This is a genomic window from Streptomyces sp. IMTB 2501 (genome assembly GCF_001953885.1).
Lineage (GTDB): Bacteria > Actinomycetota > Actinomycetes > Streptomycetales > Streptomycetaceae > Streptomyces.
On record NZ_MQUS01000029.1, the window covers coordinates 1 to 17,249 of the forward strand.

General features: G+C 68.6%; 15 protein-coding genes and 7 pseudogenes. 13 read left to right on the forward strand and 9 right to left on the reverse strand.

The features are described from left to right. From AV521_RS35840 to AV521_RS35860, 5 genes and pseudogenes are all read right to left on the reverse strand, one after another. Positions 1 to 188, reverse strand: a pseudogene (locus AV521_RS35840) (ISL3 family transposase); the annotation flags it as partial. Positions 189 to 538: 350 nt separating this feature from the next. Further along, positions 539 to 2,113, reverse strand: coding sequence for an amidase family protein (locus AV521_RS35845; protein WP_076094638.1), 1,575 nt, complete (start codon positions 2,111 to 2,113; stop codon positions 539 to 541). Beyond that, a complete protein-coding gene (locus AV521_RS35850) occupies positions 2,110 to 3,330 on the reverse strand; it encodes an MAB_1171c family putative transporter (protein WP_076094639.1) in 1,221 nt (406 codons plus the stop codon). Before AV521_RS35850 ends, AV521_RS35845 begins: the two co-directional genes overlap by 4 nt. Before the next feature lie 15 nt (positions 3,331 to 3,345). Beyond that, positions 3,346 to 3,900 carry a hypothetical protein gene (locus tag AV521_RS35855; RefSeq protein WP_256725802.1) on the reverse strand — a complete coding sequence of 185 codons (555 nt, stop codon included), beginning with the start codon at positions 3,898 to 3,900 and terminating at the stop codon, positions 3,346 to 3,348. Between the two features lie 46 nt (positions 3,901 to 3,946). Beyond that, positions 3,947 to 4,435, reverse strand: coding sequence for a hypothetical protein (locus tag AV521_RS35860; protein ID WP_079173681.1), 489 nt, complete (start codon positions 4,433 to 4,435; stop codon positions 3,947 to 3,949). Between the two features lie 627 nt (positions 4,436 to 5,062). Here AV521_RS35860 and AV521_RS52925 point away from each other — a divergent pair. Together AV521_RS52925 and AV521_RS46985 are read left to right on the forward strand one after the other, a co-directional pair. Beyond that, entirely contained in the window at positions 5,063 to 5,986 is a 924-nt protein-coding gene (locus AV521_RS52925; protein WP_079249561.1) for a transposase family protein, read from the forward strand. Further along, positions 5,956 to 6,654: a transposase gene (locus tag AV521_RS46985; protein ID WP_079249562.1), complete on the forward strand. Its 699-nt coding sequence runs from the start codon at positions 5,956 to 5,958 to the stop codon at positions 6,652 to 6,654. Before AV521_RS52925 ends, AV521_RS46985 begins: the two co-directional genes overlap by 31 nt. A gap of 507 nt (positions 6,655 to 7,161) precedes the next feature. Here the strand turns inward: AV521_RS46985 and AV521_RS35875 are convergent. After that, positions 7,162 to 7,431, reverse strand: coding sequence for an ABC transporter permease (locus AV521_RS35875; RefSeq protein WP_256725804.1), 270 nt, complete (start codon positions 7,429 to 7,431; stop codon positions 7,162 to 7,164). A gap of 1,146 nt (positions 7,432 to 8,577) precedes the next feature. On the opposite strand from AV521_RS35875, the gene AV521_RS35880 reads away from it, so the two are divergent. From AV521_RS35880 to AV521_RS46995, 6 genes and pseudogenes are all read left to right on the forward strand, one after another. Continuing rightward, entirely contained in the window at positions 8,578 to 9,660 is a 1,083-nt protein-coding gene (locus AV521_RS35880) for a S1 family peptidase (protein ID WP_076094642.1), read from the forward strand. A 185-nt stretch (positions 9,661 to 9,845) separates the two neighbouring features. Beyond that, complete coding sequence (locus AV521_RS52365) at positions 9,846 to 10,169, forward strand: helix-turn-helix domain-containing protein (protein ID WP_305965208.1); 324 nt, start codon at positions 9,846 to 9,848, stop codon at positions 10,167 to 10,169. After that, positions 10,166 to 10,246, forward strand: a pseudogene (locus AV521_RS52370) (winged helix-turn-helix domain-containing protein); the annotation flags it as partial. The gene AV521_RS52365 and the pseudogene AV521_RS52370, both read left to right, overlap by 4 nt. A 62-nt stretch (positions 10,247 to 10,308) precedes the next feature. Continuing rightward, positions 10,309 to 10,455: a hypothetical protein gene (locus AV521_RS52375; protein WP_305965209.1), complete on the forward strand. Its 147-nt coding sequence runs from the start codon at positions 10,309 to 10,311 to the stop codon at positions 10,453 to 10,455. 12 nt (positions 10,456 to 10,467) lie between these two features. Further along, positions 10,468 to 10,803 (forward strand): annotated as a pseudogene (locus AV521_RS35890) (transposase); the annotation flags it as partial. A 46-nt stretch (positions 10,804 to 10,849) separates the two neighbouring features. Then, positions 10,850 to 11,087, forward strand: a pseudogene (locus tag AV521_RS46995) (TetR/AcrR family transcriptional regulator); the annotation flags it as partial. A 5-nt stretch (positions 11,088 to 11,092) separates the two neighbouring features. Here AV521_RS46995 and AV521_RS35895 read toward each other — a convergent pair. Further along, a complete protein-coding gene (locus tag AV521_RS35895) occupies positions 11,093 to 12,307 on the reverse strand; it encodes an RNA-guided endonuclease TnpB family protein (protein WP_076094789.1) in 1,215 nt (404 codons plus the stop codon). Positions 12,308 to 12,359: 52 nt separating this feature from the next. Here AV521_RS35895 and AV521_RS52930 point away from each other — a divergent pair. From AV521_RS52930 to AV521_RS35905, 3 pseudogenes are all read left to right on the forward strand, one after another. Next, positions 12,360 to 12,515: pseudogene (locus AV521_RS52930) on the forward strand (transposase); the annotation flags it as partial. Positions 12,516 to 12,541: 26 nt separating this feature from the next. Continuing rightward, positions 12,542 to 12,637, forward strand: a pseudogene (locus tag AV521_RS52935) (transposase); the annotation flags it as partial. Between the two features lie 107 nt (positions 12,638 to 12,744). Further along, positions 12,745 to 13,142, forward strand: a pseudogene (locus tag AV521_RS35905) (TetR-like C-terminal domain-containing protein); the annotation flags it as partial. A gap of 79 nt (positions 13,143 to 13,221) precedes the next feature. Here the strand turns inward: AV521_RS35905 and AV521_RS51480 are convergent. Next, positions 13,222 to 13,578: an ATP-binding cassette domain-containing protein gene (locus AV521_RS51480; RefSeq protein ID WP_076094644.1), complete on the reverse strand. Its 357-nt coding sequence runs from the start codon at positions 13,576 to 13,578 to the stop codon at positions 13,222 to 13,224. A gap of 379 nt (positions 13,579 to 13,957) precedes the next feature. Beyond that, positions 13,958 to 14,161: a hypothetical protein gene (locus AV521_RS35915; protein ID WP_256725805.1), complete on the reverse strand. Its 204-nt coding sequence runs from the start codon at positions 14,159 to 14,161 to the stop codon at positions 13,958 to 13,960. Positions 14,162 to 14,645: 484 nt separating this feature from the next. Between AV521_RS35915 and AV521_RS35920 the strand changes: the two genes are divergently transcribed. Both AV521_RS35920 and AV521_RS35930 read left to right on the forward strand, forming a co-directional pair. After that, on the forward strand, positions 14,646 to 15,170 hold the full coding sequence (locus AV521_RS35920; RefSeq protein ID WP_076094646.1) for a hypothetical protein: 525 nt from the start codon (positions 14,646 to 14,648) through the stop codon (positions 15,168 to 15,170). Between the two features lie 717 nt (positions 15,171 to 15,887). Next, entirely contained in the window at positions 15,888 to 17,231 is a 1,344-nt protein-coding gene (locus tag AV521_RS35930; protein ID WP_079249564.1) for a hypothetical protein, read from the forward strand. The last annotated feature ends 18 nt before the right edge of the window (positions 17,232 to 17,249 follow it).

Consider the following 17,249-nt stretch of genomic DNA (forward strand, 5'->3'; position numbering starts at 1 on the left):
TTGAGGTATTTCACCCGGTTCACGTGGCCCTCGACCATGCCGCTAGAGTAGGGCTGGGTGAGGCCGTCGGTGACGGCGTCGAGGTCCTTGCTGAGGTTGCGGGCGAAACCGCACAGGGGTGGCAGCTCGCTGCCCTTGGCCGCCTTCATCCAGCGAGGCAGCAGACGGCCGTCGAGTTTCTTCATCATCGCGGCGAACGCCGCGATGTGCCGTATCGGGTGAACCGATCTGGCCCGGGAGGGCATCGCCGTGAGCAACGGTCAGGAACCCTGCTCGTCCCGGGCGGCCGGACTCGGATACTCCGGCGTCTCCACTCCGGTCCGGGCCCAGACCAGCAGGTTCCGGCCGCCGTCGGCATTACGGGCCAGGTGGGTCAGCACGTACGTTCACGGCCCGCCACCGCTCACCGCTCCCGCGCGGACTCTACGAGTCTGACGACCATGGTCAGGGCGGCGACGCTGGGCGACCGACTTCCCGGGCTCACGGACGTTCCGGACCGACCCGGCCCGGAACTCCGCGAAGCGAGCTGCAGATTCGGCTACGCCGAGAACACGGACGGCTGAGCCGGCTCGGGGAGCCGCTGTGCGAGCTGCTTGGCCGCATGGAGAACTGTGCGGTCGGCGAGATAGGGGCCGATGATCTGGACGGCGAGTGGGAGCCCGTCGCTGGTCGTGCCGGCGGGCAGGACGATGGCCGGCAGTCCGACCGGGCTGGCCAGGTTGAGCCAGCTGGTCTGGTCGAAGAACGGGCGCTTCGTGCCGTCAACCGTGATGTACCGCTGCGGGAGGGGAGTGCTGCTCTGGTCGGGGACGGCGGCAGTCGGCGTGGCGGGGGTGATCAGGATGTCGTGGTCCGTGAAGTAGGCGTCCCAGGCGCCGCGCAGCTTCTGCCGTGCTTCGTCGGCTACGCACCAGTCGCGGTGACGCATGGTGCGGGATCGGAGGAAGAACCCGCTGGGGTCGTCGGCGGTGATCTTCTCGGCAGCCGCGACGTCGGCTGCGAACGCGGTGTCGGTGGCGGTGGCCGAGCCGGTGGCGTACATGAGGCGCTGGAACAGCTTGTCGCTCTCGGCGAAGTCGACGGGCTTGGTGGAGTCGTCGACAGTGGCACCCAGTCCCCTGACGAGCTCGGCGACCTGGGCGAGGAGTGCGCGGCTGTCGGCGTCGATGCGGCAGTACGCGTCGTCCGCCCAGATGCCGACGCGGTAGTCGCCCAGCTCGGTCTTGGCCGGGGTCGGCAGGTCGATCTTCCATCCGCCGCGGTCGGCGGGTGCGGGCGCGGCGATGACGTCCAGGAGGAGACCGAGGTCCTCGACGGTCCGGGCGATCGGGCCGAGCGTGATCATGTCGCTGCTGGTGGCCCAGCCGGGCAGGCGGGGGATGTGACCGCGGGTGGGCACGATCGGGCTGGCTCCGCGCGAGGTCCGCAGCGCGTAGACACCGCAGTACGCGGCCGGCAGGCGCAGCGAGCCGGCGAGGTCGGAGCCGACCTCCAGGCTGGTGAAGCCCGCGGCGACCGCGGCGGCCGGGCCACCGGAGGAGCCGCCGGCGGTCTTCTCGGAGTCGAAGGGGTTCAGGGTCCTGCCGAAGATCGGGTTCGACGTCTGGATGTCCTGGCACATGTTCGGGACGTTGGTGTGGCCGATGATGACGGCGCCGGCGGCGCGCAGGAGGGCGACCGCGTCGGCGTCGCTGTCGGGGACATGGCCCGAGAGGCTGGGCGTCCCGCATGTGGTGCGCATGCCCTCGACCTCGAGGGCGTCCTTCACCGTCATCGGCAGGCCGTGGAGCGGGCCGAGTACGTTCCCGGTCTCGGCGAGGTGCCGGTCGGCCTTGTCGGCGGCCGCTCGGGCACCTTCCAGGTCGAGCGTGATGACGGCGTTCAGCTCGGGGTTCGCTCGCTCGATGTGTTCCAGGTGCTGTTCCAGCAGGTCACGACTTGTGATCTTGCCCTCGCGCAGGGCGGTGAGCTGGTCGCCGGCGGACGCGAGGCGCAGCGGGGCAGCGCGGCGCCGGCTCGTGCCGGTGTGGGGCCCCGCACTGGCGGAGGCGCTCAGGGCGGTGACGGTGGCGAGGGCAGGCGTGGTGGCGAGCACGGTGCGGCGGAGGATCACGAATGGGCTCCTGATGCGGTGCTGGGGAGATCGGTGGTGGGTGTCGCTGGGTCGGGCGGAGTGAAGAAGCGGGCGACGCGTTCGAGGTGAAGCTGTTCGTCCTCGGCTGTCGGCAGGGGCAGGTGGGCGTCCACGTACTCGACTGGCGCCTCGACGGGGGCGTCCGTGTGGAAACGGGTGAGGGCCGCATGGATCTGGTCGGCGGTCACGGCCGCGACCAGTTCGGCGCCGGTCAGCCCTTCGGCCGCGCGCCGTGCCTCGGCCTCGGTGCGTACAGCGGGGTCGAGGTAGCGACGCAGCAGCTTCTGGCCGTGGCGGATCTCCGTGCGGCGTCGCAGAAGGGGAAAGTGCGCGCTGCGGCCGTGAAGGATGGAACCGCGCTGCGGGTCCGGTCGGAGCAGGGTGATTCCGGGGTGTGCCTGGGCCAGGGCGGCCCACAGAGGCCGCAGGCGCCGGTAGCCGACGTGCGCGGATGCCCAGTTCCTGCCGTCTTCCACGCGGCGGACGAGTGTGGGGAGGAAGTAGCCGATCTGGGTGAGGGTGGCGCCCACATCGCCGCAGATCCACGCGTAGGGGTCGAGACCCTTGACGCTGAATCCGAAGACCGCGCCGAGGACGGCCCCGATGCGGATGGCGCTGTAGCCGAGGGTGATGGCCGCGCCGACGGCCACGAGGCGCAGGCCGACGGCGATCGACCGGTTGGCGGTCGCGAGGGCGTACTTCCAGCACGACCGGGCGAGGTAGATCTGGGCCGGCGTGTAGGCGCCGATGTAGAGCCACAGGTACGCCTGGAAGTACGGATTGCCTGCGTAGTAGAGCGAGAAATCGAAGGGCCGCTCGACGGTGGGGGCCAGGAGCGCGAAGAGCGAGGCCATGCCCGCGATGACGCAGCCGGCTGTGATGAGCAACTGGCGGCCGCGGCGCCGGGCCGCGTCGAGGGGCCTGGACCAGTAGGCCAGGACCGTGGCCTGGAGGGCGAAGACGAGGACGACGCAGCTCTGGGCCAGCGGCACAGCGATGTTTGGCACGCCGAGGATGCCGTCGATGCGCACCCACACCCAGGTGAGTGCGATGAAGTAGCTGAGCGCGGAGAACCCGAACGTGAAGGCGAGGACCACCAGGGCGGGGTCGCGTCTCCGCTTGCCCAGGTCGCGGAGCAGGAGGAGGAACCCTGTGCCGGCGATCGCAAGACACAGGGGGTGGAGTATGTCTTTCACGGTGGTCTGTTCCGGTCAGCGCAGCAGCGTGCGGGCTATGGGGTCGTCGGCCTGGGAGCCTCGGGCGGAGGCCGCCCGAGCCTTGGACACGTGCTCCTGCAGGAGGGAGCCGATCATCTCCGCTTCGAACTCGTCGGGTTCGTCGTACTGGGTCCGGCCGAGGACCAGCTGAGCGGTGGCAGGGTCGATGTCCGTGATGAGACCGCCGAGGCCGGCGACGTCCAAGGACTCCTTCTTGTGGCGGTGCTTGAGCATGTGGGCGAACTCGTGGCCGGCGACGATCTCGGTGTATGCCGCACTGACCCCTTCGTCGTAGAAGAGGTAGTCCGTGTCGACGGTGGCAAGCCACAGACCGCACGGCGTCGAGGGGTCCAAGGAGGCCGGGTCCGAGAGGTCCGGCATGAACGGCATCAAGCGGATCTCTCGGTTGAGCTTCCGCTCGATGAACGGACGCAACTCCAGGACGCTGTTGACGGCGGGAAGCTCAAGTTCCTCGACGAACGCTCTGCTGCGCCGCTCGACTTCTTCGGTTCGGTCGACGGGCCGGCGCGCACGGCGGCGGTGCCACATGCGTGTTCCTCTCAAGAGCCCCGTGGGAGTTGAGCGTAGTGGCTGGTCAGGAAAGGTCGTCTTCGGGGGAGGGGGGCAGGCCCTCCTTCTCCCGCACGGAATCAATCTTCTGCATGACCTCGTTGAGGCTGTGCGGGGACAGTCCGATGGCGCGAAGTGCGATCTGTTTCACACCCGCCTGGCTGAGCTTGCGCAGCAGCTCGAACTGTTCGGCGACCTTGCGGGTCACCTCGTCCTCGACGAAGAAGCCGGCCTCTACGCCGAAGAACCGGCCGAACAGCGGGACGAGTTTGACGGTGGGCGTCTTGCTGCCCTTGCGGAGCTGGCCGATGTACGCGCCGGTGATGCTCTCCTGGCCGTACGAGGAGATCGTCCGCGCCACGTGGGCGTTGCTGAACTCGTCCGCGCCTGGCGCCCGGACCCTGTCGAACAGGTAGTTCAGACGGTCGGCGAAGGACGCGCCGGGACCGGGTACGGGAACCGGGGGCGCCGGCAACGGCGTCTCACGGTCCGCTGTCTCGCCTGCATGGGGCACGATGCGCTGCTCTCTCTTGACGTGGCTAAACTATAGTTGACGCTGTGGCTGACGGGAAGCTACCTTCACCTGCGCAAGCAGCGGGATTCTTCCTGGGCCACAGGGGAGCCCAGGAAGATGACCGTCATCGGTGCACCTGCGACGAGTGAGTCGCTGGACGAGCGGGAACACCCGCCCCGGCTGCGTGTGGGCGGGACCAGTACCGGGGCGTCGGCCCCGGCTGGTCCTCCCGATTCGCGGGTTCAGGTACCTCGGGACTGCCGAGCCTCGCCAGGGCGACGTGTACACGGATGCCCCGTTCGCGCATGGGTGGCTGCTCATGACCCCACCAGGCTAAGCGGTCGGCTCCGGAAGACCTTCGGGGGGTTGGGATCTGCAGCTTCAAGGGGAGCCCGGCTGCGAGGAGGGTTTCGGCGACGGTGGTGCGGGCGCAGAGGACGGAGCGGCCGGCGCGGTGGGCACTCACCAGACCTGCGTTGCGTAGCGCGGTGAGGCGAGATCGTCAACTTGTTGGGGTTGGCGGGTTGTTGAGGGTGTAGCGGGTCGTGGTGAGACTGGACGGCGGCTCTGATCAACATTTCGGGATGACCGTACGTAACTGATCTCCAACCCCCTTGTTGACCAGGTGTGTTAGGAGATCACATAGCCAAGACGCTGCTGCCGCACCTGGCCAGCGTCGCGATCGAGGACCTGCGAGCTGATGGTGGACGTATCTGTATCACCGCCTCGGCGGCTGCTCGCTCAGGCCAGTGCCCAGGCTGCGGGACGCACTCACAGCGAGTCCACGACCGATATCGTCGGCGGCTCGCTGACGTCGCGATCGGTGGACAGGCGACGACGATACGTCTGACGGTTCGCCGGTTCCGGTGCGAGCAGTCGTCGTGCCCGCGCAGAACCTTCGTCGAGCGGGTCGACGGGCTCACCTTCCGCCACGGCCGCCACGGCCGCCGCAGCCAACTGCAGCAGGCGATGCTGATATCGATCGCACGCTGCCTGGCCGGTCGGGCCGGTGTCCGGCTCGCCGCTCTGCTGCACTGCACGATCAGCCCGAACACCCTGCTTAACCGTGTGCGGAGGCTGCCTGCCGAGCCGCCGAAGCAGAGCCCGCGGGTACTGGGCGTCGACGACTTCGCACTCAAGCGCGGTCACGTCTACGGCACGGTCCTCATCGACATCGAGACCGGCCGCGTCGTCGACGTCCTGCCCGACCACACCGCCGAGACCTTCACCGCCTGGCTCGAAGAACATCCCGGCGCCGAGATCGTGTGCCGTGACCGCGCGAGCGCGTACGCGGAGGCGATCCGCAGGCCGCGCCGGATGCGGTCCAGACCGCAGATCGCTTTCACCCCTGGCGGAACCTGTGCAAGGCGGTCGAGAAGTGCGTCGTCGCCCACCGCTCCTGCCTCACTCCGGCCGAGGAAGCGAACCAGGACGCCCTGGCGGGACGGCCTGCCGAGCCGCCGGCGATCGAGGGCAAGCGGGCCGCGAACACGCGCCGCAACTTCGCGGCGGTGCACGAGATGTACGACAAGGGCGTCGCCATCGAGGTGATCGCCAAGTCCCTGCGGATGGACCGCAAGACGGTCCGCAAGTACGCCCACGCGACAGTCGTCGCGGACCTGCTCTCGCCGCCGCGGCAGAGCCGACGGATGCTGCAGCCCTGGGCCGAGTACCTCAATATGCGCTGGCAGGAGGGGTGCACTGACAGCGGGCGCCTGTTCCGCGAGATTCAGGAACGCGGCTATCGCGGCAGCAGCCGCAGTGTCCGGCGCTGGCTCGAGCCGTTGCGCTCCGCCGAGTCGCCGACCCCGAAGAGGTCGGAGGCGCCCACGGTCCGGCAGGTGACCGGCTGGCTCACCCGTCACCCCGACAACCTCAGCTCCGGTCAGCAGCTCCGCCTCAAGCGCATCCTGGCCGATTGCCCTGAACTCGCCGATCTACGACGGCACATCGCGGCGTTCGCCGCGATGATGAAGAAACTCGACGGCCGTCTGCTGCCTCGCTGGATGAAGGCGGCCCAGGGCAGCGAGCTGCCACCCCTGCGCGGTTTCGCCCGCAACCTCAGCAAGGACCTCGACGCCGTCACCGACGGCCTCACCCAGCCCTACTCCAGCGGCATGGTCGAGGGCCACGTGAACCGGGTGAAATACCTCAAACGTCAAGGGTATGGACGGGCCAACTTCGATCTCCTGCGGCGCCGCATTCTGCTCACACCGTGAACCGATCACGCACGGTCATCCCGAAATGTTGATCAGAGCCCATCTCGATGGCCGCCAGCGGGGCGAACTCCTGGCCGCCTACGGGGAGAACGACATGGCCGTTGACACCCTCGCGCAGTACAGCAGTACAAGACCCGGGAAGGGAACCTGACGGTTCCCAGGGGCACGTAGAGACCGTTGTGGTCGACGGCCAGGAGCACTTTGTGAAGCTGGGGTCTTCTTATCGAACACCAAGACCAGGCGCGCCAAGCGGACCGCCGACAGACTTGCCGCACTCATGCCCGCAGCCGGGCGTAGGCCGGAGGAGGTCTACGCCCGGTACGAGGCACCGGCGTGGCCGCTGTACGCGGGGACCATGGCCGCGACGCCCTCAGCGGGGACACCGCCGAACCCGGGCCAAACCGGGGCCGAGCAGAGCTGCCGGACCGTCCGCCACAGCACGCGTGAACCGCTCGCCCGAAGCCGAGGCAGGCGGGCTATTCCCAGATCCACTCCAGCAGCCCGGCGTCACGGCGTATTCACGGCCCGGTCCCTGCGCCGCCATTCCCACCGGGCCATCAGGGAGAACGCGACCGTGGCACACAGCGCGAAGACGGCGATGAACGCCTCGAGCGCACCGCTGCCCTGGTCGGGGTCAACGCCGAGGAGCGCTTCGATCCAGCCGGGCCGCACCAGCAACAGGACGAAGGCCAAGGCACTGAGGAACGCCGCGGCCGTCTCCACCCTTCCCCGCACACCCATCACCGGCCTCGCCTCTCGGCCCTCCGCGGTGACCACACCCCCCTCTCCCTCTATCGACTGCGGGGCAGCCGCGGCGCCCCCTCCGCCGTGACGCAACCTGATCCGAGCCATGGGAATCCTCCTCCTGGATGTCCAGTACCGGCTGGTGGCTGACCAGTCAGCGGTTGACGACTGATTCGCAAGAGCATCGTTGCCTGCCGGCGCGAGTCCGGTCCGTGTGGCCGCCACAGCGCCCGGCCCCGCCCCGGTCCGGCCACCCACCACGTGACCGGTCGACAGGCAACCGGCCCCGGTCACCCACCACGGTGGCGCCGGCGTGAGACACCGAGACAGAGCGCGAGGAGGGGCGCTCGAAGCACTCGCCTGAAGCCCGCAACCCCACGCGAAAAAGCGGGTGCCGGTGAGACTTCCGAAGCGTTCGACCACTGCGTTTTCCGCAACGCCGTTCCGTGCCCCCGCCGCTGACAGCATGTCCACGCCCGGCACCGGTGCGAGCAGCACAGCACCGACCTCGACCGCTCGACACCCACCAGCGCCTGAAGGCCCCACACCGCTCCACAAGACTTCTCAACGGTGTCAAGGAATTTCAGATAGACCGAGGCGCTGCAGCCCAAGCCTCAACATTCCACGGCCAAAAATGCGCATACCGTAACATACGCAACTCACCAGACGGAATATCAATTATCACCGAAACAAGACCAATCTCACCCACCAACAGGGTTCCAAGCTGACCAACAAACAACCGACCTCATTCTTCCGTGTCTTGCTCAAGTGAACCCCGGCAATGCCTGCCCCAGGCAGCGGTGTGATGCCATGTCAGGTCTCAGGCCGACCAAGAGGGGCCAAAAGAAGGAGGTCTGGTTCGAATTCAGGACGGAATCGTTGTGTACCGGCAATGCGTGGGTAAACCGAGCATGGACGGCGGGCGCGGTGACAGGCACCATGCCTGACGCCAGGCGTGGGAGCGGAACCCGGAGTGCGGAGATGGTAGCAGCCCCTGACTGTCCGTCACGCCAGGCGCCCCGACGGAACCTTTCCTTGGTATGGCGGGAACACATCGCCATACTCGTCCCCTTTTCGCATGGACACGTCCGGTCCGTGCGGGGCAGGCGTCCCCATCTCCGTCATCCCTCCGGCCCCGGCCCGTCCAGTGGGCGGGGCGACCCCCAATGGAGGCTTCACATGGCGCAACGCCGAACAACTCTCACCACCCGTGCGCTCACCGGAGCGAGCGCCGTAGTCCTCACGGCCGGCGCGGCCCTGCTCCCCAGCGCCGGATCGGCCACGGCCGCACCCGCCACCACCGCACCCAAGCCGGACGCGACCCAGGCCGCATCCACCGCGGCCCTCGTCGCACGACTGGGCAACCGCGCCGCCGGCTCCTACTACGATGCCGCGGCCCACCGCTTCGTCGTGAACATCACCGACTCGTCCGCGGCCGACCAGGTTCGCGGCTCCGGCGCCGCCCCCAGAACCGTTCGCTACTCCACCACCCAACTTCGCGCCGCCCTGGGTACGTTGACCCAGCGAGCCCGGATCGCGGGCACCGCCTGGTCGATCGACCCCCGCCAGGACAAGGTGGTCGTGACCGTCGACCCGACGGTCACCGGAGCCAAGCGCACCCAACTCAACACCGTGGTCCACTCCCTCGGCGACAAGGTCGTCGTACGTCGGGCCGCCACCGCGTTCAAGCCGTACATCGCGGGCGGCGACGCCATCTGGGGCAGCAGCGTCCGCTGCTCCCTCGGCTTCAACGTGTCGGCGAACGGCACACCGGCCTTCCTGACTGCCGGACACTGCGGCAACGCTTCCTCGACCTGGTCCGACTCCCAGGGCGGCGGCGAGGTCGCCCAGACCGTCGACTCGCGCTTCCCCGGCACCGACTACGCCCTGGTCCGGTACGACGACGCGAACAGTGACCACGCCAGTGTCGTCGACCTCCACAATGGCAGCAGCCAGCAGATCACCCACGCCGCCGACGCCTACGTGGGTGAATCGGTCCAGCGCAGCGGCAGCACCTCCGGTCTCCACGGCGGGTCGGTCACCGGCCTCGACGCGACGGTGAACTATCAGGAGGGCTCGGTCTCCGGGCTCATCGACACCAATGTGTGCGCCGAACCCGGCGACAGCGGCGGCGCGCTCTTCGACGGCGACGCGGCCATCGGCCTGGCCTCGGGAGGCAGCGGCGACTGCACGTCCGGCGGCGAGACCTTCTTCCAGCCGGTGCCGGCGGCACTGAACGCGGAGGGAGCCACCCTGTCGTAACCGGAGGCCGGCCGGTCTTCCGCAACCGACACCGCATGCCAGGCCGAACAGGCCTCGGCGCCCTGCCGGGGCCGCCTGGCGCGGGTCGTACTGCTATCTGTTCGCGACCTCAAAATCGTGCCTACTGAGTTCTTCGGGTTGTTGTCGGGGATGATGTGTCGTGATCCCTGCGGTAGGCCGATGGCATGCGGTATGCGCAGGGTGGTGGGCTGACCGCGGAGCGGCGGCACTTTCGCGAGCGGATCCGGTACGAGGCCGGTGAGCGGTTCACGCACGGTGAGAGAACCGCAGTGATCGCGAAGGATCTGCGGGTCAGTGAGCGGTCGGTGGAACGCTGGCGCCGTGCCTGGCGGGAGGGCGGGATGGGCGCGCTCGCCTCCGCGGGGCCGCCGAAACTGCCCAAGCTGCCCGATAGCCAGTTCGCCGAGCTGGAGAAGGAGTTGGCGCGGGGGCGGCCGCGCACGGTCGGGAGGACCAGCGGTGGACCCTCGCCCGGAGCAGAACGTTGATCGCCTGGAAGTTCTCGCTGGATTGCTCGTCGGCGGCGGTGTGGCGGCTGCTGCACCGGCACGGCTGGTCCTGGCAGTGTCCCGCCCGCCGGGCGCTGGAGCGCTGCGAGCAGGCGGTGGGCCTGTGGAAGAAGAATGTGTGGCCGCAGGCGGAACGACCGCGGCGGCGCCGGGGGCGTACGTCGTCTTCGAGGACGAACCCGGGTTCTCGATGACGTCGCCGCGCGCCCGCACCTGGGCCTGGCGTGGGCACACGCCGGTGGTGCGGGTGCGGGGCCGTTCCTGACGCCGCTGGTCGATCGCGGCGATGTGCTGTTACAGGGCGGGCGAGACGTCCCGGCTGATCTACCGGCCGCGCCGCCACCGCAAGCATCGAGGCAAAGGACGCGACACCGTCGCGTGGAGTGATTACCGCGACCTGGTCGTGCGTGCCCACATCCAACTCCAGGCACCCATCGTGCTGATCTGGGATGATCTCAACACCCGCCGGGCTGCCGGGATGCGCGAGTACGCCGCCGCACACGACTGGCTCACCATCGTGCAACTGCCCTCTTATGCACCCGGCTTGAACCCGGTCGAGGGCATCTGGTCGCTGTTGCGGCGCGGCCCGCTGGCCAACACCGCCTTCACCGACGACAGCGAGTGATTAACGAAACTGGAGTCCTTTTAGGGGGTTTGAGGATGCGGATCCGAGGACCGTCCGTCCTGGAGGGCGCACGGCGCGGGTTGCGGGCGTCGGTGCTGCAAGCGGCTGGGGACGCCTTGACGGAGCATGGCTTTGCCCACCTGGACCTCGCCGACATCGCGCGCAGTGCCGAGGTGGGCAAGACCACCGTCTACCGCCGCTGTGGAACGGTGACCGGCCTGGTGCCCGATTTGCTGCTGGACGTGACTCCTCCCTCGGCTGAAGCCGGGGCTTCTCGCTAACCCTGGCGGGCGTCGCGACGGACCAGCCCGGCCCGTAGAACGTTGAGAGCGCCCACCGTGTCCGCGTGCGCGCTGTGGCCGCACGAGACGCAGTGGAACTTCTCCTGGGTGGGCCGGTTCTCCGCTGAGGCGTGCCCGCATTCGGGGCAGGTCCGGGAGGTGTTACGGGGGTCCACGGCGATCACGTCTCGTCCGGCGCTTTCAGCCTTGGCGTGCAGGACCGTCAGGAACACCCCCCATCCGGCATCCGAGATCGAGTGGTTGAGTCCGGCCTTCGCTGCCGCGCCGTTGGGCAGGAAGGTGCTCGGCTGGTCAGGGTCGGGCTTCGGTGCGGGGGTCTTGACCATGTTGCGGATCTTGAGGTCTTCGTGCGCGATGAAGTCGTGTTCGCGGACGAGGGCAAGGGCGGTCTTGTGGGCGTGGTCGAGGCGCCGACGCCTCACCTTGCGGTGGAGGTCGGCAACGCGCTGGACGGCCCGCTGGTGGTTCTTGGTGCGCTTGTCGCGCCGGACGCGGGGGAAGCGGGCGAGGGCCTGCTGTGCGGCTTCGAGCTTGGCGGCGGCCTTGCGGCCGTGGCGGGGGTTGGGTACGAACTCGCCGCCTGAGCCGGCGAGGAAGTTGGCTATGCCCATGTCGATGCCGACCACCGAGCCGGTGGCGGGCAGGGGTTCGGGCTCGGCCTGGTCGGTGGTCAGGATGACGTACCAGCGTTTGCCTTCACGCTTGACGCTGACGGTCTTGACCTTTCCGACCACCGGCCGGTGCAGGTTGACCTTGACGTGCCCCACGCCTTGCAGGCGGACGCGGGTGACGGGGTCGTGCGGGGTGGAGTCCCAACGGCAGCCGTCGCCGTCCTTGGGGAATTCCACGGTGTCGAACCACATCGCACCCCGGAAGCGGGGATAGCCCGGCTTGTCCCCGGCCTTCACGCGCCGGAAGAAGGCTTTAAACGCCTTGTCCAGGCGGCGCAAGGTGGCCTGCTGTGACGAGAACGACCAGCGGCCTTGCCGCTCAGGGTCGAAGGCGCGGATCTCCTTGAGCTGGGCGGACTGCTGCCCGTACTTGATCGAGGTCTTGGAGGCGTGCCGGTAGGCGTCACGACGCTCCTGCAATGCCCCGTTGTAGAGGGAGCAGTGATCACGCAGCATCTCGCCGAGCGCTGCCGTCTGGCCCACGGTGGGCCGCATGAGGAACTTGTACGCACGGATCATCCGGCCCACCCCCCTTCCCGGCCAGCTTGCAAGATCATACTAGCCTTGGTATATGTCACCACGCTGGGAACCAAACCCAGATATCCGCACCGGCCGTCACGTCGCCTACAACCTCCACGCTCACTTGGTGTTCGTCACGAAGTACCGCAAGGGCGTCTTCGATGACGCGATGCTGAAGCGATGCGAGGAGATCATGCGGGAAGTGTGCGGCAGCTTCGAGACGGNNTGGGCTCCGTCTTCTGGTCCCGCTCCTACTTCGCCGGATCGTGCAGCGGTGCACCGGTCAGCATCGTCCGTCAGTACATCGAGAGCCAGAAACGGCCTATCTGACCCTCACCCCAGACACGGAGCGAACTCCGGCGCTGCGCGCCCCCGGTCCGAGGATGCGTTTCCCTCCCCGGCTGAAGCCGGGGATACCCACACAAGATCTGGGATGGGCCGAGCAGTCACCGCCGCGCACCGAGACCGGCTCGCTGCTCGGTGACCTCAAAGCCAACGCCCGGCTCGTGCAGCGCACCTTGGCCGACCCGCGGCAAGGAGCGCTGTTCAAGGCAATGATCGCCGCCACCACCTGTGAGGCGAAGACCGCCGAGGCCCTGCACCGGTTCTACGACATCCGCATCAGGGAGTGGGCACCCTGCGTCCAGCAGGCCATCGACCAGGGCGAGGTGCCCGAGGGCACCGATGTCCACAAGGTGATCCGTGCTGTCTCCGCCCCCTCTACTACCGCCTGCTGACCAGCAACGACCGCCTCGACGAAGCCGCCGCAGACCAGGCCGCCGAGGCTGCAGCGCGTGCGGGAGCCTACCTGCGGGACGACGAAGCCCGTGTGTGACTCGCTCCCGCGGCCTGGTCGTCGGCGGGATCATGGCCTACCGCAACAACCGTGTGGCCCGCACGGTCTGCCGACATCGTCAGGCGGCCTGCATCCGCTGACTGTTGACCAGGTCGCGGTAGGGAGAGCAGCGGTCCATCAGCGTCTGGTGGGGCCCGGCGTCGGTGAGGGTGCCGTTGGTCAGCATCACCACGTGGTCGGCGTGCTGCACGGTGGACAGTCGGTGGGCCACGACGATGACGGATCGGGTGGTCGCCAGGTCGTCGACGACCCGCCGGAACCACTTCTCGTTGATGCGGTCCATCTGCGAGGTGGGCTCGTCCGGCAGCACGATGTCGGCGTCCGTGAGCAGGGCCCGTGCCAGAGCCAGGCGTTGGCGCTGCGCACCGGACAGAGCGTTGTCCCGTCCCAGCGTGGTGCCCAGCCCCTCGGGCAAGGAGGTGAGGTCCTTGCAGCAGCCCGACCGCTTCCAGGACGGTGGCCAGCTCCTCTTCGGAGGCCGGTTCGGCACAGCCGAGCTGCAGGTTGTCCCGGAACGGTCCCCTCCAGCAGGGTGCACTGCTGATCGACGCAGGCGACGCGGCTGCGGAGCTCGTCGAGCGGCTAGTGCGGCAGGCCAGTGCCACCGAGCCGGCCGACGAGGAGCCGCCGCCCATTGCCAGCCCGAGCCTGACCATCGACAGGCCGCCCGCCGACACCGTGCGTGCCACCGCCGGCCGCTTTGCTGAAGTTCTTGGGGGTGTAGAAGTCGCAGCGGGCGCAGGCCATCCCGTGCTGGCGCTGTTCGAAGAACGAGTAGGTGCACCAGCCGTGGCTCAGGTCGTAGTACTGCCAGGGTCGCCGGTGCCCGCCGCCCCGGAATCGATAGCGTCTCGGTCGACGAGGATCTCGATGGTGAGCACGTTCCGGGCGAAGTAGCCCGCTTCGCTGTACGCCTTGGCCAGCCTCTTGGGGGAGATCGCATAGAACTGGGTGGAGCTGGGAGACCGGTGTCCGAGCCATGCCTGCAGCTCTAACACGGCCCCGGACTGGATCTGCCCTTGGCGCCGGGGATGGACCGGGTGGCTCGCTGCTGTACGACGCGGCGGGCACCCGGAATGCGATCGCGGGGCGCCCGCCGCTGTGCAGGGCCCCTCTCCTACTCCGAGGCCGCCCATTCCACTCCGTGGCTGGCAGGCGCTGCAGATGCTCGGCGTTCAGTTTCGCCCTGTTGGACAGGCCACTACTGGGCACGGCGGCCCTGAGCCATTCCCAACTCGCTACACTGCGCGCCATCGTGTCGCGGCGTCTCGGAGCTGGTGGGGAGCGGCTGCGCTTGGTAGGGACTACGGGCGGAAGAGGAATACCATGCGGCGCGCTGTTGCTCTGACGCTCTGTTCAGGGATGTTGGCTGCCACTACGGCGTGCGCGGAGTCCTCGCTGGGGAACTCGGCGGCGCCGCAGACACCGTCTGCCAGCACTACGTCCGTGTCCTCGGCCGGCAGCAGGAGTCCGAGCGGCGGGGTGACCGCGACCGCCTCCTGTCCGGATGGCGTGCGGGGCCAGGGCGCGGCCTCACCCGCTGCGGGCAGTGGCACTTCCGACGACACCGGGCGGGCACAGGCACTTGCACAGGCTGTCGGCGACGAGGAGTTCAACGCCGCGTACTCGGATATTTTCGGCACGATGATCGACGGCTACACCCCGGGGCGGGTGGCGCTGTGTGTCACGGACGTGGCGCGCGGGAGGCTGCTGGCGCAGGCGGCCAAGCGTGCCCACCCGGCCGTCGACCTCAACCGGCTCGACATCCTTGCCTGCCGCTACTCCGAGCGGGCACTGCAGGCGGCCGTCCGTGGGCTCATGGCGCACAGGGCCCCGACGATTGCCGGGTTCCCCGTCTACCAGATCGGCCCGGCCACGGACCATTCCTGCATCGAACTGCAGACCAGCCAGGCAGGCAGCGCCTCAACGGCCTTGCGCCGCTACCTCACCTCGCAGCTGGGCGGTATCGCCTTCACCGTCGTCAAGGGTGAGCAGCCGGTCGGATGAGGCCGCCGTTCCGCCGCCCACCGACAGAGTCGTCCCATGCCTGCCATACGGTCCAAGGGGCCAGCGGGGCGAACCCGGCGGCGTCGTTGGAGAGCGGGCTCACCATCGCAGGGATTCCTCAAGGGGGTCGTAGACCGCGACCTGGGGTGGCCGGCCGCGAGCAGGCGCGCCGGTCCTCCAGTGCAGCGGGTGAGGAGCCACTCAGCTGTGCGTGTTTGGACGACCAGAAGTCCAAGGCGCGCGGACGGATCGGAGCCGCGACCAGCCGCACATGCGCGGCGGTCAGCTCACCACGTCCGTCCAGCTCCAGCGGGCGGTGTACCGCCGAGGCCCGCCCCTGTGCGTGCCGACAATCCCGTCATCCTATGAGACCTGTGCGTACTCGTGGATGAGGCCGCCAAGGCGATCGCGCCGGATGACACGCGATGGGACGCCGGCGGCGGGTGGTTCGGGCGCGTCGACACCATCGGGACATCGCTGTCCGAGTGACCGGTGACGCCGATGTTCGCTGTGTCGGCACCCACAAGGCCAGCGGAAGCCAACATGCCGGGGCCGATGAACGAAGTCACAGCCATCTGCGGCTGCCGCTTCGCAACCTTCCCCGAAAGACCGATCATCGTTTTGTCGGATGGACCCGTCATATAAGAACATGTCCGCGTCACCCTGGCTCCAGCAGAAAGACACCGGCATATGAGACACGCTGCAGGTCACAGATGGATGGCATTCATCCTGCCAGCCGCGGCCCTAGCCGCCGCGGTGCCGTTCGTCATCCCGCCTTTCGCGGGCGCCTCCTCCGCGCCGACCACACAGGCAGCCTCGCGGGCAGGCACACGGATCGACGAACGCCAGCAGGTCCTTGATGCCGTTGCCGGCAGGATCACTCAAGGGCTCTCCGAGGCCGACCGGGCGCGCATACCCGGCTTCGCTGAGGTCGAGGTCGACCCCAACCACAACCACCTGCGCCTGTACTGGAAAGGCGCCCCGCCCCAGCGGGTTGCGCACATCCTCGCCCATCTCCCCCACGGGGTGACCGCCGAGGTCGACCCCGCCCGCTATTCAAAGACCGAACTCCACGCAGCCCGCGCGAAGTTGCTGAGCAGCCTGGCCTCGATGAACCTACGGGTCGCGGGCACCGCGGCTACTGTCCGCATCACCAGCATCGGTCCGGCGGTTGACGGCAGCGGCCTGGAGGTCGGCTACGACAGCGCAACCCGTGCGGCCAGCGGCCTCCTGGCGGGCGGGCAGGGCAAGATGTCGCGGCAGGTAGCCGCGGCAGCCGGACAGCGGGCGGGCGTGCACGTCGCCGCGATCCACCGGCTGCGGAGCGTGGATCTGGCTTCCCGTCAGCATGACCGCTCCCCCTGGACCGGAGCCTCGGCGCTGAGCAACCCCACCGGCGGCATCTGCTCCGGCTCGTTCGGCGTGAAGAACGCCCAGGGCCAGTACATGCTGACGACGGCTTACCACTGCGGCCCGGCTGCCGTCGGCCGGTGGACCACCTGGTGGGGCGGCGACCTCGTCGGCACCACCGACGCCACCCAGCGCTCCGCACAGGATGACGTGGTCGGCATCAAGCTGCCCTCACAGCGGTTGCGCGGCTGGCTCTACGACGGCCCTGCAAGCCGCACCGACGGCTACGCCAAACCCCTCATAGGCTGGGGGCACAACAACGTCGGCGACTACGTGTGCACCGACGGCGCGAACGGCGGCGTGCACTGCGGTGTGCGGATAGCCCAGACCGACATCGGCGTCACCGGACCCAACCACATCTACCGCCCCGACGTCGACCTCGCCTACGCCACCTCCGCCACTCCCGGCGGTGTCGCAGCCATCAACGGCGACAGCGGCGGCCCGGTCTTCACCAGCGTCCGCAACCACACAGCTGATGAAGCACGGGGAATCATCACCGCCCTCGACCGGACCATCTCCTGCCCGCCCGCATACAATTCCGACACCGTCCTCGACGGTCATCGCAGGACGCCCTGGTGCCTAGCCGGCGTCTATTACGTACCGATCGGACAGACCCTCCACGACATGCACTGGACCCTGGTCACCGGATAACCGTTGAGCCGAGATGAT

Excerpts from the sequence above, each read along its gene's own strand:
- AV521_RS35855 (WP_256725802.1), bottom strand. The coding sequence starts at position 3,900 with ATGTGGCACCGCCGCCGTGCGCGCCGGCCCGTCGACCGAACCGAAGAA.
- AV521_RS46985 (WP_079249562.1), top strand. The coding sequence starts at position 5,956 with ATGTACGACAAGGGCGTCGCCATCGAGGTGATCGCCAAGTCCCTGCGG.
- AV521_RS35880 (WP_076094642.1), top strand. The coding sequence starts at position 8,578 with ATGGCGCAACGCCGAACAACTCTCACCACCCGTGCGCTCACCGGAGCG.
- AV521_RS52365 (WP_305965208.1), top strand. The coding sequence starts at position 9,846 with ATGCGGTATGCGCAGGGTGGTGGGCTGACCGCGGAGCGGCGGCACTTT.
- AV521_RS35895 (WP_076094789.1), bottom strand. The coding sequence starts at position 12,307 with ATGATCCGTGCGTACAAGTTCCTCATGCGGCCCACCGTGGGCCAGACG.
- AV521_RS35930 (WP_079249564.1), top strand. The coding sequence starts at position 15,888 with ATGGCATTCATCCTGCCAGCCGCGGCCCTAGCCGCCGCGGTGCCGTTC.